Raw genomic sequence first — 24,029 nt, forward strand, 5'->3', positions numbered from 1 at the left:
CTCTTATTCATGAAAGATCTGGCCCTCAAAGGTGGAGACCTCCACATCCTGATCACGCCAGCATCTGCCAGCCATTCCGGCCTTAGCACAGACACTGTTCAGGAACTCGTCACTCTCCCAATTGAACTCGGTCGCCACCTGGGGAAGGAGGAGACCGCTGGTCCCCCGTCCCTTGACGATCAGACCGTGCCGGCCGACCTCGACCTTCTCTTCCCTTTCAGCCGCCGGCCCTTCGATCACCACTGGTTCGGTCAGGACGGTCACCTCAACCCTGATCGAATCCAGTTCCTCAACACGAACCGGATGAAACCTGGGATCCTCAACGGCAGCAGCATGGGCAGCGTTGACGATCGCTTCTCCGAGCGGGGCGACCGGATAGGGAAAACCGATGCATCCCCGCAGTTGACCGGACCTGGTCAGGGTCACAAAGACGCCCCTCTTCTCGTTAAAGACCTGTGGGAGGGACGGGAGCGGATTCTGTTCTCCGGTGACCGTTGAATGGAGAGACTGACGTGCAAGGCGCACCGCCAGTCTCCCTTCCTCTTCACGTAAGTCAGACATGGTGTCTGGATGTATTGCATTCATGATTATTATGTATAGCAGGAGGCCGATCCGCTCGTCAACGTATAATCAGGACCACACCATTCTCCAATTCTGAAATCAGATCATGAGTCAGATTGTTCAGTCTACCATTTGACAATTCAAAATTGATCTGAACCGATCATCACGGATCAGAGAAAAAAAGGGACCTCGGGTTCCTTCAGGAACCTTATAACATCGAGTTCAGTTTCACCACATCACCGAAATCGATTCTGGCATTCGCATTGAAGTCGAATGCTATAATCTGTGCGGGATCGGTGATTGAATCGAGATCGTTATAGAGGGTCACAACATCGTCAAAGTTGAACTTCCCATCGCCATTCACATCCTCATACCGGTGATCCCCATCAAGGTCCCTCGGCGGGGTGGTCAGGGTTCCGATCGGCTTGATCGGATCAGACTGCTTATCGGTGATGGTGACCGTGGGCGTCGCGATTGGGGTCGTGTTCGTCACAGGAGTGACGATCGTCCCTGTCGGCACAGGAATCGTAACCGGAATCGATGGAGTCGTGTTGGCCACAGGTGTCTGCACCGTCGTTGATGTATTGGGTGTCGGCTCTGGCGGCATGACAACGACCGGCAGTGAAGTCACCACTACCACAGGAACCGTCACCTGTGGATCGGGGGTGACCGTGGTCACCGGCACCGTGGTCGCGTTCGGCAATGGAATGGTGGGGGTCGGTCCTGACCCGGTTGATGTTGATGCGACCAGAGGATATTTATCGACGTTCGCACCGCTGAACTGGTAGGACTGATCGCAGATACCGTCGTTGTTCGCATCGGCATGCGTCTGCGAGAATCCGGTCCCACTTGGAGTACCCCAGAAGTTCCCACCAAGTGTGGACCCGCCGGTGATCGAGGAGCCGGCCTTGGTCTGGACACTCCAGACACTGGCGAGGTCGGTTCCACCGATCATGACATCCCGGGTGTTGGAGAGGTAATTGTTGGTGATCGTATTCCCTGAAGACCGGCAGAGGAAGAGACCTGATTCACTGTTGTCAGTGATCTTGTTCCCGTTGACGATATTCTGATCGGAGGTGAGCGTATCATCCCCAAGGAGCGCTATCCCGCCCTTGTTGTTGACCAGGGTATTTCCACTCATCGTGTTTCCTGAGGAGCAGGAGAGCCAGATACCATAATCGGTGTTGCCGGTCGCGGTGTTGCCGGAGATGATACAACCCCGTGCATCATAGAGCACCACACCACTCTGTCCACAACCCGAAATGCTGTTCCTGATCATCGAGGTGCCGCTTGCATAGTCGGCGAAGATTCCATAATCAGAATTATCGCTCATCGAATTGTCAGTGAAAGTGTTCCCATTCGAGAAGACAACATAGACACCCTGATAATTTCCATTCAGGGTGTTTCCATTGATCTGGTTACCAGTGGTATCGTAGACCGTCGACGACGTGGACGCCACATAGACACCGGAGTCGGAATTGTTGCTTGCGGTGTTGCCGCTCACCGTATTGTAACTGCTGGCGAACGAGATCAGAATACCCTGTTCGTTGCCAGTGGAGGTACAACCAGTTACCTGATTGTTGCTCGAGTATGCCAGACATATCCCGGCATTATTATTATTTGATGCAGTGACCCCGCTGATCTGTCCATTGCTGACACCCTTAAAATAGAGGCCATAGTGCCAGTTGGTTAACTTCACATTTTTGACTGTGACACGAGAGAGTCCCGACCCACCGTTCACAAGTATGCCAAACGATCCTGAGGTTCCGGTCCCATCGATTGTGTGACCATTACCATCAAAGATCACATCAGAAGACTGGATCCAGATGGCGGGTGACCCACCACCTGAAATGTCCTTGGTAAGGACATACGTTCCAGGCGATGAAATGACAGTCGGACCATTGACACTGATCGATCCTGCAGCGAGTGCCGACGGCACAAGGGTGACGAGCACCAGCATGATCAACAGTGCCTTGAAAAAATGGCTGTGCTTCATAGCAATTGATACTTTGAAGTCACCCCATAAAACTGTTTCTAAATTCTCAAAGGTAATAATATGGCAGATTATTTGTTGAAAAAATTCTATAACTTCATATACCAGTTCAGGATTTTATCTAATCTCCTCTCTAGAGACCCTATTTTACGTCCAGATATCCATCTTTTGTAAATAAAATTGTGGTGGATAATAGAATGCATAGGGTGAATATTTGTCCAGAAACCAGTTGCGGCGACTCGAAATGAAATTTCTTTGGTACCACAAAAACACTAAAATAGAAGGCAATGAGGTGCGCCCTTATCTGACGGAAAAAATGATGCTTATATTGCGGTGCCCGCGTTCAGGTTCCGATCAATCACTTTATTAAGAAGAAAGGCGTGCGCACATTCACCAAAAAAACCACCAGATTGGAAAAAAACCGTCTCTTCTCAAGGATCGATCAAGAACTTAATCAAATATTGTGCTGACCTTAACACTGGAATTGTATGGAACCAGTTGAACATATGGAGTACCAGGAAGCCTGTGAGAAATTCAGGATCACCGTCCCTGAAAATTTTAATTTCGGTTTTGACGTGATCGATGCCTGGGCAACAAAGGATCGGAATCAGCTTGCGATGATCTGGACGAACGAACACGGTGACGAGAAGAAGTTCACCTACAGAGATCTTAAAAATCTCTCCAACCAGGCCGCAAACATTCTCCTGAAGTATGGAATCAAGAAAGGTGATCGCGTGATCCTCCTCCTCCCACGGGTCCCGGAGTGGTGGATCTTTGCCATCGCCCTGATCAAGCTCGGTGCGGTATTCTGCCCCTGCCCCACGCTTCTCACCCCAAAAGACCTCAAGTACAGGATCAATGCCGGCAAGTTCAAGATGATCATCACGAACCTGGAGAACGCATCTAAGATCGAGGAGATCTCAGATCAGTGTCCGCCGCTCTCGACCCGGTTCCTGGTCGACGGTGAAAAGAAAGGGTGGGCGTCGTTCCAGTATGAACTGCTCTATCCCGCCCCGGTTTCGCACAGAACGGTCTCCCTCCCGATCACAAGGAAGACCCGGGCCAGCGATCCGATGCTGATCTACTTCACCTCAGGCACCACCGGCGAGCCCAAGATGGCCCTTCATAACCAGGCATATGCTCTCGGTCACGAGGTCACCGCAGCCCTCTGGCAGGACATCAGACCCACCGATCTCCACTGCACACTCTCTGATACCGGCTGGGCAAAGAATGCATGGGGAAATATCTTCGGACAGTGGATCCAGGGAGCATGCCTGCTGATCTTCGATATCAGAGGAAAATTCAATGCAACTGAGATTCTGCCGCTTCTGGAAAAGTATGAAGTGACCACCTTCTGTGCACCCCCAACAATCTATAGAATGCTCATCCTCGCAGACCTCGATAAGTTTGATCTCAAGGATCTCAGAAGATGTGTATCCGCAGGTGAACCACTCAACCCCGAGGTGATCAGGGTTTGGAAAGAGGGGACCGGCCTTCCCATCTGCGAAGGATACGGGCAGAGCGAAACCGTCTGCTGTATCGGAAACTTCCCGGGCATTTCACCACGACCCGGTTCAATGGGAAAACCGGCACCAGGATGGAAGATCGAACTCCACGACGACGAAGGACAGCCGGTGCCGATCCATGAAGAGGGACGGATCGCCATTAACCTTGACCCATGGCCAGTCGGTCTGATCATCGAGTACCTTGAAAATCCGGAGGCCAATAAAGACTCGTTCAAAAATGGCTGGTATTATACTGGAGACAAGGCATACATGGATGAGGATGGGTATTACTGGTTCATCGGAAGGGATGACGACGTCATCAAGAGTGCCGGTTACCGGATTGGACCCTTCGAGGTCGAGAGTGCCCTGCTCGAGCACCCATCAGTCCAGGAGTGTGCGGTTGTGGGTTCGCCCGACATGATCAGAGGGTTGATCGTCAAGGCATTCGTCATCTTGAACCAGGGATTCGAACCATCTGAGGCACTGGTCAAGGATCTCCAGAACCACGTGAAACGGACCACTGCACCGTATAAATATCCACGTGCCATCGAGTTTGTCAGTGAACTGCCCAAGACCATATCAGGAAAGATCCGCAGAAATGAACTGCGAAGACTGGAACAGGAACGATCGGATAGCAGTTAATACACTCAAATGACCGGTGATCTTATGAGAACACAGAGAACATACAGCGAGGCAGGGGGGGAGAATTCCGCCTTTGTCCCGAATATGACCGACTACGATGAAGCACGAGCCAACTTCCGGATCGATGTCCCCGAGTATTTCAACTTCGGGTTCGATGTGATCGATGCCTGGGCAAAGGAAGATCGAAACAGACTGGCCATGATCTGGGTGGACCAGAAGGGGAACGAGAAGACCTTCACGTTCCGGCAGTTTATGAACCTCTCCAATCAGGTCGCCAATATGCTCCTCAAGTACGGGATCAACAAGGGCGACCGGGTGCTGATCATGCTCCCCCGTGTACCCGAATGGTGGATCTTTTCGATCGCCCTGATCAAGATTGGAGCCGTCTTCTGCCCGTGCCCGACGATGCTGACACAGAAGGATCTCAAATACCGGATCAATGCGGCAAAGTTCCGGATGGTGATCACAAACCAGGAGAACGCCGAAAAGATCGATGAGATCTGGGATGCCTGCCCGTCGCTCACCTCCCGGTTCCTGACCGACGGAGAACGGCCGGAATGGATCAATTATAAGAGCGAACTCACGTATCCTGCGCCGGCATCGCACCGGCTCGTGAATCTGCCGGGGATGAAGAAGACCCGGTCCACCGATCCGATGGTGATCTACTTCACCTCAGGGACCACCGGCGAACCGAAGATGGCCCTCCACAACCAGGCTTACCCACTCGGTCACCTGGTGACCGGCGGCCTCTGGCTCGACATCCATCCCAACGATCTCCACCTGACCCTGGCGGATACCGGCTGGGCCAAGTCGGCATGGGGGAAGTTCTTTGGACCATGGATGAAAGGGGCGGCCACGCTCATCTATGATTTCAGGTCCAAGTTCAACTCCACCGAGATCCTCCCGATCCTCTCCAAGTATGAGGTGACCACCTTCTGTGCGCCCCCGACGATCTATCGGATGCTGATCCTCGCCGACCTCGAGACCTTCGATCTCTCTCAGCTTCGTCACTGTGTCTCTGCCGGCGAGCCCCTGAATCCAGAAGTGATCAGGGCGTGGAAGGAAGGAACAGGACAGACGATCTATGAAGGCTACGGACAGACCGAACTGGTCCTCTGCATCGGAACCTTCCCCTGCATGAAGGCAAAGCCCGGGTCCATGGGGAAACCCTCTCCTGGATGGGACGTGGCCCTCCTCGATGAAGAGGGAAATCCGGTCCCGACAGGCCTGGAAGGGAAGATCGCCATCAGGGTGAGTGAACGGCACCCGGTCGGGATGTTCATGGGCTACCTGGAAGGAGAACATCTGAACGAGGATGTCTTCGCAGACGGCTGGTATTATACCGGGGACAAGGCATATCAGGACGAGGACGGTTACTTCTGGTTTGTCGGCAGGAATGACGATGTGATCAAGAGTTCCGGCTACCGGATCGGTCCCTTCGAGGTCGAGAGCGCACTGCTCGAACACCCGGCTGTGCAGGAGTCTGCCGTGGTGGGATCCCCGGATGTGATCAGGGGTATGGTCGTGAAGGCATTCGTCGTCCTGAATCCAGGGTTTGCCCCGTCAGAGTCCCTGGTCAAGGAGATCCAGAAGTACGTGAAGCGGACCACCGCACCGTACAAGTATCCACGGATCATCGAGTTCGTCGATTCGCTCCCAAAGACGCTCTCAGGCAAGATCCGACGGAACGAACTCCGGGCTCTTGAACTGAAGAAGAGTGAATAAAAATTCAATCCCGTCTTTTTTCCCATTACCCTCACAAAAGGTGACAGGCATTCTGAGATCTAAAAAAAGGAATCAGGATGAATGCAGTGAACTGCAATCATCCGATCCTGATCGATCCGCGTTATTCTGACGGAGGGATGTCGCAGGCATCCGCTTCGTGAGCATGGGCGTGGGGATCGGGAATCGGTTCAAGCCCCTGCTTGACCCGGTAATCATTGATGGCCTTGTGGATTCCCTCTTCTGCAAGCACAGAGCAGTGCATCTTGATCGGAGGCAGCCCGCCGAGCGCTTCAGCCACCGCCTTGTTGGTGGTCTCCCACGCCTCGTCAAGGGTCTTTCCCTTGATCAGTTCGGTTGCGATGCTGCTCGACGCCACTGCCGCGCCGCATCCGAAGGTCTGGAACTTGACATCCTCGATCCGATTCTCCCTGATCTTCAGGTAGATCTTCATGATGTCACCGCACTTTGGGTTTCCAACCTCACCAATACCATCCGCATCTTCAATCTCACCCACATTCCGCGGGTTCATGAAGTGGTCCATCACCTTTTCACTATACATTGCACGACCTCTTGTAATCTGCATAGAGGGGAGACATGGTCCGGAGTCTCTCCACAATTCCAGGGAGAACGCCGAGCAGATAGTCGACCTCCTCTTCTGTATTCTCCTCGCCGAGGGTCATCCGGAGCGACCCGTGGGCCAGTTCATGGGGAAGCCCGATCGCGAGCATCACGTGTGAGGGCTCGAGCGAGCCGGAGGTGCAGGCACTCCCGGTGGATGCACTGATCCCTGCATGATCGAGGAAGAGCAGGATCGATTCGCCCTCGATGAACTCAAACGAGATATTCATGTTACCGGGCAACCGCTCGGTCGGGTGACCGTTCAGACGGGCATGGGGGATCTTCTCCAGGATCCCATCCCGGAGGCGGTCCCGAAGGACGATCAGACGTTTGGCCTCCTGCTCCATCGATGCAGTCACCCGCTCGATGGCGACACCTATCCCGACGATTGCGGCCAGATTCTCGGTACCTGCCCGCCGCTTTCTCTCCTGTCCCCCGCCATGCATGAAATTATCGATCTTCACACCCTTCCTGATATACAGTGCCCCGATCCCCTTGGGGCCGTTGAATTTATGACCTGACAGGGAGAGGAGATCGATCTGCATCGCTCCGACATCGATCGGAACATGACCGATGGCCTGCACGGCATCGGTATGGAAGTAGATCCCTTTCTTACGGGCCAGTGCGCCGATGGCTGCAATCGGCTCGATCGTTCCGATCTCATTGTTCGCAAACATGATTGAGATCAGGATTGTCTTGTCGGTGATGGCCGCCTCGACGGCTGCCGGGTCGACTCTTCCGTACTCGTCGACCGGGAGATAGGTCACCTCGAATCCCATCTTCTCCAGATACTGGCAGGTATGAAGGACTGCATGGTGTTCGATCGCCGATGTGATGATATGATTACCTTTCTGTTTATTGGCAAAGGCGATCCCTTTAATGGCCCAGTTATCAGCCTCGGTCCCACCAGAGGTGAAGTAGATCTCCTCCGGTTTTGCAGAGAGCGCTCTGGCCATCTTCTCCCGAGCCTCATCGACGGCCGCTTTCGCTTCCCGTGCGATTTTATAGACTGAGGATGGATTGCCAAAGTGGTCAGTGAAGTAAGGTAGCATCGCCTCCACCACTGCTGGTGCAGTGGCGGTTGTCGCCGCGTGATCCATGTAGACCAGTCTTCTCCCTTCCATTGTACTTGTTCTCCGCATCAAGATGGGTGAACCACATATATCAAGTTCGGGGTGACGGCATCTCCTGAACCGATAGAATCGGAAAAAACCTTAAAGAAAGCACCATGCCCTGGCTGGAAAGATTCAAAAAAAGAGATTGATCGGTCCTGTCGGACCGGTTGGTTCACTCAGACGCGGTGGTGTTGTTCTTCACCGCTGTTGCAGAGGTTGTCTTGACCACTGTTGGTGTGGTGGTCAGAGCCATCTCGGCATGCGGACCTGAGGGGAAGTCGATGTAATCGATGTTCTGCTTGCTTCCGGTGAAGGACAGTTTCAGCACATGCGAACCTGCCGGGAGATTCAGGTTCATCGGGACATCTACAAAGATGGTAGAGTCGCCGGTGTTCGGAACCTGCACCGTGCCAACTGGAGTGTTGTCGACACTAACGGTGATCGATCGTCCGTCCGCCCAGCTGGCCACATTGAAGAAGGCCGTGTACCAACCAGCTGACGGAATATCAACGGTATAGGTCAGCCATTCGCCATCGGCGACGTAGCCGACATCATATCCTGAGGCACCAGCCTCGATATCGACGTCCTGATCCAGACGGTAGGCCTTTCCAAGGTTGCCTGCTGTCGTATCATAGTACGCAGCACCTGCACCGCCGTTGTCATAGTCCTCGGCTTCGATGCGGACCGGGAGGCTGTGAGGCTTGTAGGCCCCGACAGTCTGGGACGGGGTGGTGGTCGTTGTGGGCGTCACCGTTATGGTGGTGATCGGAACAACGGTGTTGGTCGGAGCCGCCGCTGTTCCGAAGTCGACGTAGTCGATGTTCTGGTGGTTACCACCAAAGGTGAGCTTCAGCACGTGCGTGCCTGCACCGAGGTTCAGCGTCAGTGGGACCGACTGGTAGGTATGATCATTCCCGGTGTTCGGGACATTGACGGTGCCCACAGCCGTGTCATCGACACTGACCGCAATTGTCCGGCCGGCTTCCCAGGACCCGACATTGAAGTTAGCAGTGTAGGTGCCCGCAGTAGCGACATTGACGGTGTACTTCAGGTACTCGCCGTCGGTGATGTAGCCGACGTTATACCCGGTGGCACCGGCTTCGACGTCCACGCCCTCAGTCAGGCGGTAGGCGTTTCCGAGGTTCTGGGCAGTCGAGTCATGGTAGGCGACACCTTCGCCGCCGTTGTCATAGTCCTCGGCCTCGACACGGGCCGGGAGGTTGTATGCCTTATATGGAGTCTCGTTCCCCGGGGTGACGGTCGTTGTCACGGTTGGGGTCACGGTGACCGTGGTGGTCGGCACTGTGGTGGCGGTGGTGGTCGGTGTTACTGAGGTACTGAAGTCAATGTAGTCGATGTTCTGGTGGTTGCCGTTGAAGGTCAGTTTCAGCACGTGGGTGCCTGCACCGAGGTTCAGCGTCACTGGGACCGACTGGTAGGTGTGATCATTCCCGGTGTTCGGGACGTTGACCGTGCCGACGGCATCTCCGTCATTATCACTGATTGTGATCGTCCGTCCGGCTTCCCAGGACCCGACATTGAAGGTCGCGGTGTAGGTGCCGGCGGTCGCGACATTGACGGTGTACTTCAGGTACTCGCCGTCGGTGATGTAGCCGACGTTATACCCGGTGGCACCGGCCTCGACGTCCACACCCTCAGTCAGGCGGTAGGCGTTTCCGAGGTTCTGGGCGGTCGAGTCATGGTAGGCGACACCCTCGCCGCCGTTGTCGTAGTCCTCAGCCTCGACACGGGCCGGGAGGTTGTGAGGCGTGTAAGGAGTCTCATTACCCGGGGTGACGGTCGTTGTCACGGTTGGGGTCACGGTGACCGTGGTGGTCGGCACTGTGGTGGCGGTGGTGGTCGGTGTTACTGAGGTACTGAAGTCGATGTAGTCGATGTTCTGGTGGTTGCCGTTGAAGGTCAGTTTCAGCACGTGGGTGCCTGCGTTAAGGTTCAGCGTCAGCGGAACAGAGACAAAGGTGCTCGAACTCCCGGTGTTCGGGACGTTGACCGTGCCGGCGATATCTCCATCATCATCACTGACGGTGATCGTCCGTCCGGCTTCCCAGGACCCGACATTGAAGGTCGCGGTGTAGGTGCCCGCAGTCGTAACATTGATGGTGTACTTCAGGTACTCGCCGTCGGTGATGTAGCCGACATCATACCCGCTTCCTCCGGCTTCGACATCCACGCCTTCAGTCAGGCGGTAGGCGTTACCGAGGTTCTGGGGAGTGGAATCGGAGTAACCAACACCCTGACCGCCGTTGTCGTAGTCTTCAGCCTCGACACGGGCCGGGAGGTTATGATCCTTGTAGGGAGACTCAACACCCGGGGTTGTGGTGGCCGTCGGGGTCACCGTCGGTGTGACGGCGGACGGAGTGTGCAACGGGAGGTTGTCGGTGTTTCCGGTCGTGATCACGAGGGGCTGATCGCAGAACCCATCGCCATTGGAGTCGGCGGTGGTCTGTGAGTACCCGGATCCATCTGGATTGCCCCAGAAGTTACCGCCGATCGAAGGACCGCCCACGATGTTGGTGCCGGTGGCCTGGTTGGTGTTCCACGAGTTGGAGCCAATGGTTCCCCCGAAGAGAGCATTGTAGAGGTTGCTGAAGTTGTTGTTATATACTGAGTTTGCCGAGGCGCTGTAGATGAACAGCCCTGCATTGGTGTTATTGGTGATGGTGTTCCCGTTCACCGTGTTGCCGTTCGAATCAAAGATGTAGATACCCTGATTACTGTTGCCGGTGAGGGTGTTGCCGCTGATGGTGTTCGAACCACTGGAGGTGGAGAGGATGATACCACGTCCGTTGCCGGTGAGCGTGCTGCCGGAGATGGTATTCCCTGTGCTTCCAGAGTAGAGCACCATCCCTGCGTTGGCATTCCCGGTCGTGGTGACATCCTGGATTGCACTGTTCTGTGCATTCAGGAGATAGACCCCATAGAACCAGTTGTTCAGACGAACATTCTTGATGGTGACCCCGGTGACCGGGGTGCTGGCATCCTTCGAAACGAAGATACCGGCTGATCCCTCATTGTTCACACCACTGATCTGATGGCCCTGACCGTCGAAGACGACGTTGGAGGCCTTGATCTCTATACATACGATCTGGCTGCTGCTGGTGATATCCTGTGTGAGCACATAGGTGCCGGGCTCGGTGATGACCACCGGACCGTTGACAGGGATACTTGCCGCGGTTGCTGGAAGTACCAGCAGTGCGGATGACAGTACCAGGAGGATGGCAAGCGCCATCACGTTTCTCAATTGCATATTCCAGTTCATGTAGTACACCTTGAAAACCTTCTCCTAAAATGAGAACCAGACGCCACATTCTCTGTCACATCTAGGGCGAGGTTGACATTATCGGCTCTAGCAAATTTCAATGAGGTACAATTCACCGATATTCCATATATTCCTTTAGGTTGTATCAGACCGGTTTGCGGTTACTTAATAGAAAAAACGATTATTAACGGAATTTTCCGGATCAGTCCCTGCATATGGGATTCAGAGGAGTCCAACCTGCTGCCGATCCGATCCGGATTGAAAAGAGCAGCGCAGGTGAGATATCCGGTCGATCACAGATTTCAGCCGAATTCGTTCCTGATTCGGAGATGGTCGTTGAGGAAGACCGGACCTGAAGGATTGTCCCCCCAGCACTCCTCCGGGATCATTACGGTCGACCGGACCGTTTCCTCTTCCGCGATCCTTACGCATCATTGCGGCATCCCGTCATCTACGAACAATATATACAGGAATCCATTCTGCGCTCCAACCGGAGATGGGAATGGATCGAACTGAACGATATCGACTGATCTGGGGTTAAAACAGAAATTGGGTACAATTCTTTCGATAATTCTGTACTCATTCAATTTGTTTTCAACGCGCTTATGGAGGGAGACCATGTCGACATCGTTCCAGGTGCCTTCACCCCCCCCTGCCCCATCGATAGATCCGTCCCGGCCCTCCGTTCCGTGCGAGCCGGGTTCCCTGATCCACATGCCCCGGCGCGTGCTCCGGGAGGAGACACCTGCAGGTGAAATCAGCATTTCCTCTGATATTTGGTGACAGGTGACAGGTGACAGGTGACAGGTGGTGACACCTTTTTCGGACAACTTCTCTAAGGGCACTCCTGTGGAGAACATATACAAAACACGTGTCACCACCTGTCACCTGTCACCTTTTGAAGACGCCCGTCATGAGACCACCCGCTCGTGGATTCGGTCTGATACGGGTAACGGGTGAACCCTCTGTCACCAGGGGCAGCAGCACCTCGATCGACACAGCCGGCACGGTTTCGATCGCCGCCGGCACCGCGACCGGCGTTATCACGTGGAAGAGTGATAACGTCTGGAACAACGACGGCGACACGGCCTGTGTCTCGGATGGCCCGGGCCGGCTCGTCAGTCAGAGGAGGGGATGAGCATGAACGTGACCGTCGACAGATTTGAGGGAGCGGCCGCGGTCCTCCTAGTTCATCTCGACGAAGATCAATAGATTCTCTTTCCCCAGGAACTGCTGCCCGGTGTAGAAGAAGGGGATATCCTTGAGATCACAGCGACCCGTGAGATACGCGAGACCGAAGAGGCTCGACAACGGGTCTCATCATTGATTGAAAAGTTAAGACAGAAATGAGTTTGATTGAGAGAGATCTAAAGGGTTGGTTTTTCTATTTTATAGAAATAGAACCTAATTTAGGCTCTGTTGAAACCCTCTGGTATCATTGCAAATATCTAATAAGAATCGTTGCTCCTTGGGTTAATGGTCAAACAAACAACAAGGAGCGGAGATAATGTCAGCGAACCGGTATATCAAACTTATCAGATACATCTGTTCAGTACTAGGATCTTCTCATTTACCTCTTTATTCCTGCAAATATTCCAAGAAAACGTATACTCAACATCAACTCATGGCTATCCTTCTCTTTCGTGAAGCCCACTGTATTGACTATCGCGATGTGGTTGAACTCATCAATCTGATGGGCAGGATCAAAAGTATCTTCCAGCTGGACCAGGCTCCCCATTATTCAACCATCCATAAATTCATGGCCCGAACTCCTTCGATATTTTTTTCGAGATTCCTGAATAAGACCCTGAAACTGTTTTATTCATGGGGTGAAATTGTTCCAATAACAGCCATTGATTCTTCAGGATTCACCAGTTCGTACGCCAGTCATTACTACTCCTGGCGTACAGGAAAGACCCGAAAAAACTTCGTGAAAACGTCGATTGCAGTAGATACCTGCAAGCAGGTGATCCTCTTCTCCAAGATCTCGCTGAAACCAGTACACGACACTCAACACGCTGAACCACTTCTCAGGCAGTGCCAGAGGACCAGAAAAACCGGGTGTTATGTGATGGATAAAGGATACGATTCCGAGAACCTTCATCGACAGATCAGGGAAGAGATGGGTGCCGATTCAGTGATACCTGTCAGAACTTGGAAAGGGAAGATCTATTCAGGGAAATACAGAGAGGAGATGTATAACAACTTCGATTCTGAACGTTATCGTGAGAGGAACAAAGTTGAAACAACGTTTTCAGTCATCAAAAGAAGATTCGGAGAGGACCTCAAGGCACGAAAATATTGGTACCAGATCAAGGAGATCAAGGTCAAAATGATCCTCCATAACCTCACAAAGGCGGTTCACAACAGAGCCAATAAATTAATGTTTCACAATTAGAAGGAATACATTTTTTTGATTATCTAGACCCTGTTTGAACTCGGCTTCGTCTCGGATGTTACCAAGATCATAGATGAGAAATGCCAGCATTGCATAACTCTGACTATAAGCATGGATATCTGCACTGATTTCGTCGATTAGATCACTACGCCGTGAACTTGTTTTATAGAGTTTTATTTCAAGCGCGAGCCCTAATCTTGGGAAAATGAAGTCGGGAATATATTCTTTCGCAGATGCTTTGAAACGCCCAACCTCTCGATCATAATCATGTCCTTTTGTAAGTCCTCGTCCAATCAGGAGTTGTTCTACAACATCTTGAATATCTTTTTCTTTTTTTGGCTCCTCTAGAATTGCGGAACGTACTTTTGTTTGAAGAAAATCAATAATTTCACGATATTCGGGAGTTTTTTCATCCAGCTCACGGATCTGCAACTTTACTTTTATAGCGGATAATATTTCTTGTTGAGCTATGAAATCATTTATGACGCTATCGAGAATGTTTTGTTTTTTTACGTGTCCAATAAATTCGTTCTCTAATTTTATTGTATGAAGTATCCCATCCTGTGACGGAGATTTTTCACAATATTTTTTAAACTCTTCTTCTCTTTGCGGTGCAAATTCATGAACGAGATCGAACGCTTGATTGTACCATTTTAGGTAACTTTGGATCAAAATTCGATGTTGATCCCTTAAACTCGCAGCTAAAGGTAGCCACTGATTTATTGCCGGTTGAGAACTGAAGGCGTGTTTATTCCGAATCATCCCATCTAGTGTTGGTATTTCGTCAGGACCAAATGATATTTGAATTCTTTTTGGAGGATTATTTTCTACACTTGCGTGGTTAATAAGCGTTTGAATATCAGTTTCGATCTTTTTTGCATCGACTTCAAGGCAATCGATCTGTCTGATTATTTTATCAACAGACATGCAATAATATACTTCAATTCAAGTTAATAACGTGATGCTCCTGTTTTTTTCTGTTTTCCAAAATTTCGCATAAATCTTCTGATGAATTGCCGCAATACGTTGGGCGCCCGTTACGCTCGCTATGGTGGGGACCCGGAACCGGATTCAGTACCAGACCCGCGGTGCTTCTCCGGTACCGAGGGCACTGAGGAACGTTAGCGTTGTGGAGGGGCCGGGCCGCTCATTCGCTGAGGGGGTACCCACCTCGCACTAAGTGGGGGCGGGGCCGGGCTTGGTACTGATTGGGCGGACCTGGACCAGAGGAGATGAAGGCCGTCGTCAAGTGCCGGTACTGAGGCTATGAGGATACTGGTCTTGGACTGGGCGAAACCTAGACAAAAAATCTTCGATAGAGAAAGATATCAGAGGATGTCAACAGAGCCGATTTTAGGAGAATTAGTATTTTTTTAAATAAGACACAGTGAAACCCCCTACAGACACCCGCCGGCAGCCGGCAACCCAGACGGGATGCCGGGAATCCTGATTGCTCGCAGCCAGTTCCATAAATAACCAAGTCAGACTGAGTCAGCAGGGTAATGAGGCCGGCAACCAGAAGACGACGATCACCCCTTACAGACTTTCGCCTTCGTTGGAGAATACGGGAAGGTATTCAGCACTACGGGGTACCAGTGGAGTTTTTTGTACTGCCGTGCCTGTTTTGCGAGAGGCATCATCAGGCATTTTCCATCAAGCATATACACGGCAGGCTTTCCTGCCAGGAGAGTCCTGGTTGGATGAAAATACAGGCGGTTTGAGTTCACAAGGTTAACGAAGAGACCCCCCCCTCTCCTGTGAAACCCGTCCACAGAATGATAGTTTCCAGACCTGGCAGCGAAATACACTGCATCCCGCCGAAGTACTGGGGGAACTCCCGTTCCAATTGAACAAACGATACATGCATTTTTTCCGCTACATATTCTACAATCTCATCTCCATTCATGCTTGAAACCTCGGTTTGATTGATTTCCACCTTCAGAAAAAGGGGAGTCGTGGCTGCTCGCAGTCTGCTCCGTGAATACCTGAGTCAGTCCGGGCCGGCCGGCTGCTTCGCGGATGGTTTCCACCCGCAGATTGATACCCATTGTTGCAGGTCCCGTATATTTCATACGGAGATCGTCAAGGAAGACCTGCACCGCGTCGACACCGGCAGCGGTGAGCGGGATGTACCGCTCGGGGGATCGTGCTTTCAATTTCCCAGACCGGATCCAGACCGACCGGTCCGATTCGTTGAAACATTCCGGGCATGACTTCAGACGCTTGATCTCTTCGTACCGGCAGCCGGTGAGCATGAGCACCCGGACGAGCCGGACCAGGCTGTCCTTCTGCAATCTGATCGACCAGGCGCTCGTACTCGCGAGGTGTCAGGATCCGGACTCCGTGAAGCTGATGCATATCAGTAAGTGAGCGCTGAAGATATTGAAACGATACAGTTTTGGTGTGAAACCATATAGTGAAGAACGAGAAAGGGGAATGAATCAGGCTGATCCTAGATACAGTTGTTGCTACCATGTGGCATTATGATACAGATTCGTTATACCGAGTAGTCCCAGATGAGATCTTCAATACTGGGATCATTTGTATCCTTGTCGGAGGAGAGCATCCCTACTGCTCTTGGCCTTGGCGGAATTTCCTAGATCATAGTAGATTGAGCGGTTGAATGCCCAGAGCGCGTTACTGTAATCCTTATTAGCGACGTAGACGGTCCCAAGATTGTACAAGGTTTCGGAATTTTCTGTGTCTAACTGGTACGCCCGGGAGAAGCATATAGACGCTTGCTGGATGTTTCCCTTCTCGTAGTAGGCTACCCCCTTTTGGTTCCATTGATCTGCTTCGGACATAGCTATGCAGCCAGTTATCAAAATCCCACTCATTAAGAGGCAGACAAGAACCAGGGATGTTTGCATAGATACTACGTTTTCTCATATAATGCCATCAAGGCTTCGTTTTGCCTCAGGGTAGCCATCAGCAAGGATATCGTGGCAGCCACCTAGGTTGTAGTGGATCAACTGTAATGGGCCTCGAAATTCGCATTGTTATAGCGTCTGATCGCTCTATCGTATTCTCCCAGTCCACTGATACTCACAGTGAATCATGAAAAAGCGTTTCGTAAAATTCTTAGTGATATTCACCAATATCTTAATCCAAGATGATATTTCGATGAAACAATGCCCAAATTGTGGTTCACATGCACAAGACGGGTGGATCTTGTGTCCCTCGTGTGGGATGGATATGAAAAAGGCTGCAAAAATCATCGGTCGTGATTATTACATATATCCTGAAGCAGAACCAGTGTTAACCAACCAGGTGCCATCTCCACAGCAGGGGAAAACAACCCAGTCACGAACTGCAGAGGTACCTTCCCGTCCAATTCCTGATGTTACCTACTCCTCAAATGGGTTGTTGATAATTCTCCTGATCGTAACGCTTCCAGCGGTATTTACTTGGTTGCCGCTGGGATGGATCTGTGTGATCGCCAGTGCTATTGTGGTTTATATTGACGTGAAGGGATTCCATGGAGGTAACAATCAGAAAGAGCACACCTTTAATTCGTCGACTTGGAGCCCACTCTCTTGGGCGCTCATGGTCCTTTTATTCTGGGTCATAGGTATGCCATTTTACCTCTACCGGCGACGGCAGATCTGGGAACGGTCTGTAGCGTCCCCTGTCACATAAAACAAGGAGAGGCTAATCAACAAGGCCTTCGTCCAAATCGGCAAGCAGTTAGACCCCTTTAAAAGTTTGGGTAATAAGACCACTCTGAGTCAAAAGAACTATGGGGGGAATGACACCCAGAACACCTGCTCGAACTAGAGGAGGTATCCCCCTACAACCCTGCACACCCGATCGTAGCAACGGTACCGGTTGCACAAAAAGGTTCGTTTATGTTATGTATGGTGAAAAGTTCTGAAAATTTTACTATCCCCGCCCCGTTCCTCAATCCAGTGACATAGGAGAGGTTAACCAAACCGTCGATCATCCGGTACAGAGTAGATATGGCAGCTGCTATGGGCTCAGATTCAGTAAAATCTGACCTCGGGGGATGGTTATTTTGGGTGGGGAATGGTGTGATAGCGTGAAAAATTGTGGTACTAAATAGCCGGCGATGCGATCGACGGGACCGGTACTCACACGCGAGCAAAGGCACGTCCTCGACTTTTTCCAATCTTCACACTGACCAGAAGAGACCTCAAGTGGGGACTAGAAGTCCCGATATGAGGTCTTTCGGGGGTGTTACCTCGATGACCAGGACCAGGAACCGATCGTCTACGATCTCAAGCAGAACACGGAACCCCCCCGCATGAATGGAGGAGACGGGCGCCTCGGGCGCTGAGGTCTTCAACTTCTTGATAGAGCCTCGGGGATCCTCCTTTACTCGTCCGAGCGCTCGGATAATGCGCTGTGCATCCGCTCTCTCGATCTTCTGGAGGTCCTTCTTTGCCCGGTCTGTATATTCGATCCTACAGGGTCATTCGACCCCGAAGGCCGCCTTGATATCGGCTTCGGAGTGGATTCGGCCGGCCTTGATGTCTGCGAGGGCATCCTCGAGGCCGGCGATCTCTTCGCTTGAAAGCGGCTCGGAATCATAAGCCCGGCAGACGACACGGCCGATCACGTCGCTGTACGACTCGCGTGGATGCACCTTGAGGCCGTCGAGCATTGCTTTGATCTCCGGCTTCACCTTGATCGTGGCACCAGCGCTCATACACCCAGGTAGCCATTCGTGGTCATAAGGCTGCCTGTTCCGGCAGCCCCAGGGGGAGGGGCGAGGCGGATCTTGCTTCAGCAGAATTCTGCCAAAGCAATCGAGACCAGGAAGGAGATCGCGAAACTCGCGGACGCGGGAGGCGGCCGGCTTCGTTGCAGTGGATCATCTCCGGTGGTTCGTGGGATCACAGGGAATGGGAAGCATTTCACAAGATTATTAGAACCATCAACCAATATCCCTCATCTATGATGCTCGTATGAAGCAGTGCCCGAATTGTGGGGCCGAGGTCCAGGACGGGTGGGTGGCCTGTCCCAAGTGCACAATTAACCTGAATGACGCCGAGCGTGTTCTCGGTCGCAGTTATTACGTCACTCCCAGTTCATCGATCGCAATCGATCCCCCGTCTCCCCTCTGTATCTATTGTGCAAGCCCAATCGATACCAAAAATGGCTATTGCTCCAACTGCCAAAGAACGTTGGAACCCGACGAAATCGTCGAAATGCAAAGGGTAGCCGATCTAAACACGCAGCCTGTAGGAAAGGCAACCGATCCCGATCGATCGATACTACGCTGCCCTCACTGCGGAGTCGAGTCCAGTGGCCGACATTCACTCTGTCCTGTTTGCGGGCGGAATATGCACCAGCCCGAAGCAGCGCCCATCTTCCAACCAAATGCTCCTCCCTCGGGGTACACCCCGCCCTCGACCGTTGGAGGAGACTCCCCTCCTCCACAAAAAAAGTCTGGATATGCTGCTCTCTTAATTTTTCTATTGGTGGTTGGAGGCATCGTATGGGCTGTTACCTGGGGTCCATTCTCGGCAAATGCTGGGCTTCAGTCTCAGATGGATCATGTGCTCAACGAAGATTCTCGAAACGCGGTCGTGCATATGAACTCGTACTACCGCAGCCCCGACGTGATCGTGGTGGATATGCAAGGCTTGACAGGCGCGGGCAGCCGGGCCGATGTGTTCAGGGTTGTTCTCCAGTTTGCTGAACAGGTGCGCCCGAAAGAATTCCGGCGTGTTGAGTTTGCATTCAAGGGAGAAACAAAGTTCTTCGTCACGGGATCATATTTTGCCCAGCTTGGAGACGAATATTCATACCAAAATCCGGTATACACAATGCGGACGTTCCCATCGAATGTGTACAACATGGACGGATCTCATGCATATTCTACATGGACGGGAGGGATCCTCGGTGTGCTCAAGGAGGAGACTGAAGATTTTGTCGATTTCCACGATAGGTGGTACTGGAATCAGATGCTGATCGAGCAAACCTGATCCTTCAAAAAATCACTTTTTTGCCTCCCATCGGTAGAATATATCCAAAGGAATAACGGCTTGTGAGAATCACAGCCGCATATGGCATGACGTCGAAAGATCCTCAGTCCCAGTGCGGGTAAAGAAAGATATACGAAGGTGCCTGTAAACCGTAGTCGACACGCCCAAGAGAGGTACCAAAAACAACTCTGAAAAGAAGACCAACTGAACTTTTTGAAATTTTGATTGGACATACCACCCAATCCCAATACGCCCCGGCCGGGACTCGAACCCGGGTCAAAAGCTCCGGAAGCTTCTAGGATATCCACTACCCTACCGAGGCAGGCGTCTCCTCTAATATTGGCGGTGATCGTATAAAAAAAGACGCGGCGATCAATGCCGCTGATGATAGGTCTGCCAGATCTTGCAGGCCCCCTCGTGGCTGACCATGCAGGGGCCGACCGGCGTCCGGGGCGTACAGACCTTCCCGAAGAGGGCGCAGTCCGAGGGCTGGGCCACCCCCCGGAGCACACGGTCGCAGATACAGGCCGAGGGCTTGGTCACCTTCTTGTAGACTAGATCGAACTTCCGCTGGGCATCGTAGCCGGCGAACTCCTCCCGCAGTGTAAGCCCGGACTGCGGAATCACCGGGAACCCGCGCCACTCGACATCGCAGGCCTCGAAGACCTCGTACATCAGGTGCTGAGCCTTGACATTCCCCTCCCGGCTCACGGCACGGGGATAGGCATTCTCGACATCGGCCCGCCCCTCCTTCACCTGCCGGACGAGCATCAGCAGACCGAGCAGCACATCCTCGGCCTCGAAGCCGGCGACCACCTGCGGCACCGGGAACTGCTCGTACTCCTGGTAGCCCATCACCACGCAGACATGCCCCGGAAGGAGAAAACCGTCGATCTTCCCCTCACCCTGCGCGAGAAGCCATTTCATCGCCGGCGGCACCAGCCGGTGACAGGAGAGGATACTGAAGTTCTCCGGCGGTTTCGCCAGCAGGGTCGCGGCCACCGTCGGAGCCGTCGTCTCGAACCCCACCGAGATGAAGACCACCTCACGATCGGTCTGTTCGGCGATCTCCACCGCCTTGTGAACCCCCTGAACGATCCTGACATCCCCGCCCGACGACTCCAGGGTCCCCTTCGACCCGGGCACCCGGATCAGGTCCCCGTAGGTGGCCACAATGCAGCCGCGTTCAGCCAGTTCCACCGCAGCATCGATCTCCCCCTGGGGAGTGATACAGACCGGACAGCCGGGTCCCATCACGATCTTCAACCTCTCCGGAAGCACACTCCGGATCCCATGCCGGGCGATAGCAGCCTCATGCGTCCCGCAGATATGCATCAGCGAAATATCCCTGTCCACTGTCTGCCGCAGTGTTTCGACGATCTCCTTTCCAACAGCCATGCGTACTCATAAGTTTATACCTCCATCCCCAAAAGAGTACACGTTATGCAGGACCAGATCATCCTCGCCATCGCCGTCGTTCTGGCCGGACTCTGTGCTGCCGTTATCATCTACGAACTCGGGATTCGACTGCAACGCCGGCTCGCAACACTGCAGCACCCCTTCTTCTCCTTCAGCGACTCGATCCTGATCGCCCTCGGGAGACCGCTGATCGTGGCCGTCATCACCGTGACGATCTACGTGGCGCTCAAATACTTCACGCCCCTCCCCGACACCTACCTCTGGCTCCTCGACAGCCGGTATCTGATCGCCGTCTATGTGCTCATCGGAGCCTGGATCGTCTCGAACTTCTCGCTCACCATCATCAAGAACTATGCGGCCTGGCAGGAAGCCCGTCCAGACCGGCAGGTCGACATGCGGTTTCTGGACCTGCTCAGACTCTCTGCACAGTACCTGATCTGGTTCATCGCCCTCCTCTTCATCCTCTCCTACCTCGACATCAACATCACTCCCCTGCTGGCCGGGGCCGGAATCGCCGGACTGGCCGTCGCCCTGGCCGCCCAGGACCTCCTCTCGAACATGCTCGGGGGGGCCATCATCATGGTCGACCGCCCCTTCACCCTCAACGACAAGGTGAAGATCGAACCATATACCGGCACCGTGATCAGAGTAGGAATCCGGTCGACACGGCTCAAGACCATAGAACATCAGATCGTGACCATCCCCAATGCGAAGATCTCAGGGAATATCGTGGTCAACTACTCGGTCCCTGACGTCATGCAGAAGGTCAGGGTCAGGGTCCCGGTCCGGTATGGATCATCGATCGAGCAGACCAGAGAACACGTCAAAACAGTCGCCACCAGGGTTGCTGAAAAGGTGGCCGGCAACCGCACCGACCTTTCCCCCCCGGAGGTCTATCTGACCAACTTTATGAAGGATTACCTGATCTTTGAACTGGTCGTCTGCGGGCCCGACGAGATCGATCAGGGTGCTATCAAGGACCTGGTCTATTGTGAGATCGCAAAAGAAGGGGAGGGACTCCTGATCCCATTCCCGCCAGAACCAAGAGATCAGCCCTGATCAGAAGTTCGCACGCTGAGGATCAGCGATCGCCTCTCTGCCCTGAACATTCCCCGAGATCTGTTCTGCAGAACGGAATGCATCCTTGATACCATAGATCAGGTACCGTCCGACCTGTTCCAAGAGCGAACCCTGAGACTGGGTCGGAACCATGGTCAGCGATGGCACTGTTGTACCCCGATCACTGACAGTAATTCCAGGAACCGGTACGATCGGCAGTGGAGAGAGAGAGGGAGTAGGCACCGTGGTCACCGTCGTCGGCGGCGCAAATGCCAGATGGTTATTTAAGGTACTATCAGGGTCCACATATCCCACATACCCGTTCGTCGTAAACCAGCACCTGCCTTCTGCGTCCATAAAGATCCGCTGCACATAGGAATCATCTCCGATTCCCTCACTCTTCTGATACCTGACCACGGCACGACCGTCCTGCCAGCCCACAAGCCCCCCGGGGGTTCCAATCCAGAGCATCCCGTCGGGTGAAGCCGCAACATCCGTGATCTCATGAATATCAGAGGCAAGGTCAGCAGGAGTGAGGATAGTCTGGTAGTGGCCGTCGGCAGAATAGTGGGCAATCATGCTCTGGTTGAATGCATACACACCGCCCAGCGGATCATACCTGACATGGTTCAGCCCGGTATACTTCTGCTCTGGATCGGAGACCCGTATGAACTGGACCGGGTCGGAATGATCGGGCACTTCCCAGAGTCCACCGTCAGCGGACGCCAGAATCAGAGCCCCGTTCTTCTCGTCCACCGCCATACTGTCCACCTCGTAACACCCGGGGCCATAATTTTTGAATGGTTGGAACCAGGTCCAGGCCCCATAGGCATAGCGGTACAGACCGGATGTCCCCACAGAAACCCACATCTCCTGATCCCACCGCTGGATATCATGGACACTCAGCGAGACGAAAGCCTGCGGATCATCGAAGACCCTGTAGGTGACACCATCAAATCGCTGCATCCCATCAGGGTACCCCATCCAGAACCCTCCCTTATAATCATAGGCAAGGGCAACGACCATATCGTCGAGGAGACCCTGAGTCCGGTTCACCCGGTTGGCATGATAGATCGTCCAGGTGCTGCCGTCAAAGGTAGAAATCCCATTATCTGTCGCCAGGATCACCTGACCGTTCGGTCCGTCGACCATATCATAAACACGGTCTGAAGAGACCGAACCTGCACCTGGGGCGAAGAGATGCACTGCTCCAGAAACAGGTACGACCAAAAAAATAAAGATGATCAGAAGAAGTATCAGACCTCTTGACACGTCCCATCCGCCTGCTTGATGTTGACCTTTCCATGTCCAGAGGGGTTGTACATCACCGACCGCCCCACATTTCCACCGATCACTTCCCCGGTGATGCGGATCTTCCTCACCTGAAGACCCTCCTTGATCGCCTTGATATTCCGCTCCCCGATATTGAGGTTATTTCCAAAGAAGGCAAACATACTCGCCCCACCAACGAGTTTTGCAGTGATGTTCTGTGGCCGGCTTCCCTTTGCACAGAGCCCATCGAACAGCAGCGGAACTGCCGAATCTGCATATTTACCAGGACGGTCGGACCGACCATTACTCTCAGGGAGCATCACATGCGCCATAGCACCGATTCCACGGGTTTCATCGTGCAGAATGACCGCCACGCAGGAACCGAGCCCGATCGTCGCCTTCGGTTCCGTTCCGATATGGTACTCCCCGATCCCAATGATGATTGCAGACTCTTCAAAGAAATTCGATGCTCTCACCATGGTTCACCTCCC

21 protein-coding genes, 1 tRNA gene and 2 pseudogenes are annotated in these 24,029 nt (G+C 53.0%); 10 read left to right on the top strand and 14 right to left on the bottom strand.

The annotated features are described in order from the left end of the window. Positions 1–3: 3 nt before the first annotated feature. Together MPAL_RS09130 and MPAL_RS09135 are read right to left on the bottom strand one after the other, a co-directional pair. Positions 4–561: a TIGR00296 family protein gene (locus MPAL_RS09130; protein ID WP_048145303.1), complete on the bottom strand. Its 558-nt coding sequence runs from the start codon at positions 559–561 to the stop codon at positions 4–6. A gap of 208 nt (positions 562–769) precedes the next feature. Next, complete coding sequence (locus tag MPAL_RS09135) at positions 770–2,557, bottom strand: right-handed parallel beta-helix repeat-containing protein (RefSeq protein ID WP_012618458.1); 1,788 nt, start codon at positions 2,555–2,557, stop codon at positions 770–772. A gap of 485 nt (positions 2,558–3,042) precedes the next feature. On the opposite strand from MPAL_RS09135, the gene MPAL_RS09140 reads away from it, so the two are divergent. Together MPAL_RS09140 and MPAL_RS09145 are read left to right on the top strand one after the other, a co-directional pair. Then, positions 3,043–4,701, top strand: a complete 1,659-nt coding sequence (locus MPAL_RS09140) for an acyl-CoA synthetase (RefSeq protein WP_012618459.1) — start codon at positions 3,043–3,045, stop codon at positions 4,699–4,701. Between the two features lie 24 nt (positions 4,702–4,725). Continuing rightward, positions 4,726–6,426 (top strand): AMP-binding protein, encoded by a 1,701-nt coding sequence (locus MPAL_RS09145; RefSeq protein WP_048145907.1) that lies wholly within the window; start codon positions 4,726–4,728, stop codon positions 6,424–6,426. A 121-nt stretch (positions 6,427–6,547) separates the two neighbouring features. Here MPAL_RS09145 and nifU read toward each other — a convergent pair whose 3' ends face one another. From nifU to MPAL_RS09160, 3 genes are all read right to left on the bottom strand, one after another. Continuing rightward, positions 6,548–6,985 (bottom strand): Fe-S cluster assembly scaffold protein NifU, encoded by a 438-nt coding sequence (gene nifU, locus MPAL_RS09150; protein WP_012618461.1) that lies wholly within the window; start codon positions 6,983–6,985, stop codon positions 6,548–6,550. Continuing rightward, complete coding sequence (gene nifS / locus MPAL_RS09155) at positions 6,978–8,168, bottom strand: cysteine desulfurase NifS (protein ID WP_012618462.1); 1,191 nt, start codon at positions 8,166–8,168, stop codon at positions 6,978–6,980. The genes nifU and nifS overlap by 8 nt, the downstream gene beginning before the upstream one ends. A 163-nt stretch (positions 8,169–8,331) precedes the next feature. Beyond that, the gene (locus MPAL_RS09160; RefSeq protein ID WP_158303663.1) at positions 8,332–11,427 is read right to left on the bottom strand and encodes a carbohydrate-binding protein; all 3,096 of its coding nucleotides are present in this window, start codon (positions 11,425–11,427) and stop codon (positions 8,332–8,334) included. A gap of 925 nt (positions 11,428–12,352) precedes the next feature. Here MPAL_RS09160 and MPAL_RS09170 point away from each other — a divergent pair. The 3 genes from MPAL_RS09170 (at position 12,353) to MPAL_RS09175 (ending at position 13,837) form a co-directional block, all read left to right on the top strand. Beyond that, positions 12,353–12,577, top strand: coding sequence for a hypothetical protein (locus MPAL_RS09170; protein WP_012618465.1), 225 nt, complete (start codon positions 12,353–12,355; stop codon positions 12,575–12,577). 128 nt (positions 12,578–12,705) lie between these two features. Next, positions 12,706–12,789, top strand: coding sequence for a hypothetical protein (locus tag MPAL_RS17580; protein ID WP_394295847.1), 84 nt, complete (start codon positions 12,706–12,708; stop codon positions 12,787–12,789). Between the two features lie 157 nt (positions 12,790–12,946). Continuing rightward, positions 12,947–13,837 carry an IS5 family transposase gene (locus MPAL_RS09175; RefSeq protein ID WP_012618466.1) on the top strand — a complete coding sequence of 297 codons (891 nt, stop codon included), beginning with the start codon at positions 12,947–12,949 and terminating at the stop codon, positions 13,835–13,837. Here the strand turns inward: MPAL_RS09175 and MPAL_RS14605 are convergent. The 3 genes from MPAL_RS14605 to MPAL_RS09200 form a co-directional block, all read right to left on the bottom strand. Beyond that, the gene (locus MPAL_RS14605; RefSeq protein ID WP_012618467.1) at positions 13,820–14,764 is read right to left on the bottom strand and encodes a PD-(D/E)XK nuclease domain-containing protein; all 945 of its coding nucleotides are present in this window, start codon (positions 14,762–14,764) and stop codon (positions 13,820–13,822) included. The genes MPAL_RS09175 and MPAL_RS14605 overlap by 18 nt on opposite strands. A 965-nt stretch (positions 14,765–15,729) precedes the next feature. Then, the gene (locus MPAL_RS09195) at positions 15,730–16,131 is read right to left on the bottom strand and encodes a hypothetical protein (protein WP_012618470.1); all 402 of its coding nucleotides are present in this window, start codon (positions 16,129–16,131) and stop codon (positions 15,730–15,732) included. Between the two features lie 243 nt (positions 16,132–16,374). Beyond that, entirely contained in the window at positions 16,375–16,707 is a 333-nt protein-coding gene (locus MPAL_RS09200) for a tetratricopeptide repeat protein (RefSeq protein WP_012618471.1), read from the bottom strand. Between the two features lie 253 nt (positions 16,708–16,960). On the opposite strand from MPAL_RS09200, the pseudogene MPAL_RS17585 reads away from it, so the two are divergent. Together MPAL_RS17585 and MPAL_RS09205 are read left to right on the top strand one after the other, a co-directional pair. Next, positions 16,961–17,023: pseudogene (locus tag MPAL_RS17585) on the top strand (zinc ribbon domain-containing protein); the annotation flags it as partial. A gap of 9 nt (positions 17,024–17,032) precedes the next feature. Next, positions 17,033–17,476, top strand: coding sequence for a hypothetical protein (locus MPAL_RS09205; RefSeq protein WP_236610363.1), 444 nt, complete (start codon positions 17,033–17,035; stop codon positions 17,474–17,476). Between the two features lie 514 nt (positions 17,477–17,990). Here MPAL_RS09205 and MPAL_RS17590 read toward each other — a convergent pair. Both MPAL_RS17590 and MPAL_RS09210 read right to left on the bottom strand, forming a co-directional pair. Next, entirely contained in the window at positions 17,991–18,260 is a 270-nt protein-coding gene (locus MPAL_RS17590; RefSeq protein ID WP_083767034.1) for a type II toxin-antitoxin system RelE family toxin, read from the bottom strand. Positions 18,261–18,269: 9 nt separating this feature from the next. Then, positions 18,270–18,506: a hypothetical protein gene (locus MPAL_RS09210; protein ID WP_012618473.1), complete on the bottom strand. Its 237-nt coding sequence runs from the start codon at positions 18,504–18,506 to the stop codon at positions 18,270–18,272. A 259-nt stretch (positions 18,507–18,765) separates the two neighbouring features. Between MPAL_RS09210 and MPAL_RS17595 the strand changes: the two are divergent. Continuing rightward, positions 18,766–19,125, top strand: a pseudogene (locus MPAL_RS17595) (zinc ribbon domain-containing protein); the annotation flags it as partial. Positions 19,126–19,143: 18 nt separating this feature from the next. Beyond that, positions 19,144–19,788 carry a hypothetical protein gene (locus MPAL_RS16970; protein ID WP_167998856.1) on the top strand — a complete coding sequence of 215 codons (645 nt, stop codon included), beginning with the start codon at positions 19,144–19,146 and terminating at the stop codon, positions 19,786–19,788. Positions 19,789–20,038: 250 nt separating this feature from the next. Here MPAL_RS16970 and MPAL_RS09220 read toward each other — a convergent pair. Together MPAL_RS09220 and hypD are read right to left on the bottom strand one after the other, a co-directional pair. After that, positions 20,039–20,110, bottom strand: a tRNA-Arg gene (locus MPAL_RS09220). 50 nt (positions 20,111–20,160) lie between these two features. Then, positions 20,161–21,186, bottom strand: a complete 1,026-nt coding sequence (hypD, locus tag MPAL_RS09225; protein ID WP_012618475.1) for a hydrogenase formation protein HypD — start codon at positions 21,184–21,186, stop codon at positions 20,161–20,163. Between the two features lie 45 nt (positions 21,187–21,231). On the opposite strand from hypD, the gene MPAL_RS09230 reads away from it, so the two are divergent. Beyond that, positions 21,232–22,266: a mechanosensitive ion channel family protein gene (locus MPAL_RS09230; RefSeq protein ID WP_012618476.1), complete on the top strand. Its 1,035-nt coding sequence runs from the start codon at positions 21,232–21,234 to the stop codon at positions 22,264–22,266. Here the strand turns inward: MPAL_RS09230 and MPAL_RS09235 are convergent, their stop codons facing one another. Together MPAL_RS09235 and MPAL_RS09240 are read right to left on the bottom strand one after the other, a co-directional pair. Then, on the bottom strand, positions 22,267–23,496 hold the full coding sequence (locus MPAL_RS09235) for a ligand-binding sensor domain-containing protein (protein WP_148208207.1): 1,230 nt from the start codon (positions 23,494–23,496) through the stop codon (positions 22,267–22,269). 26 nt (positions 23,497–23,522) lie between these two features. After that, a complete protein-coding gene (locus MPAL_RS09240; RefSeq protein ID WP_012618478.1) occupies positions 23,523–24,017 on the bottom strand; it encodes a chemotaxis protein CheD in 495 nt (164 codons plus the stop codon). Positions 24,018–24,029 lie beyond the last annotated feature (12 nt).

Source organism: Methanosphaerula palustris E1-9c (assembly GCF_000021965.1).
Lineage (GTDB): Archaea > Halobacteriota > Methanomicrobia > Methanomicrobiales > Methanospirillaceae > Methanosphaerula > Methanosphaerula palustris.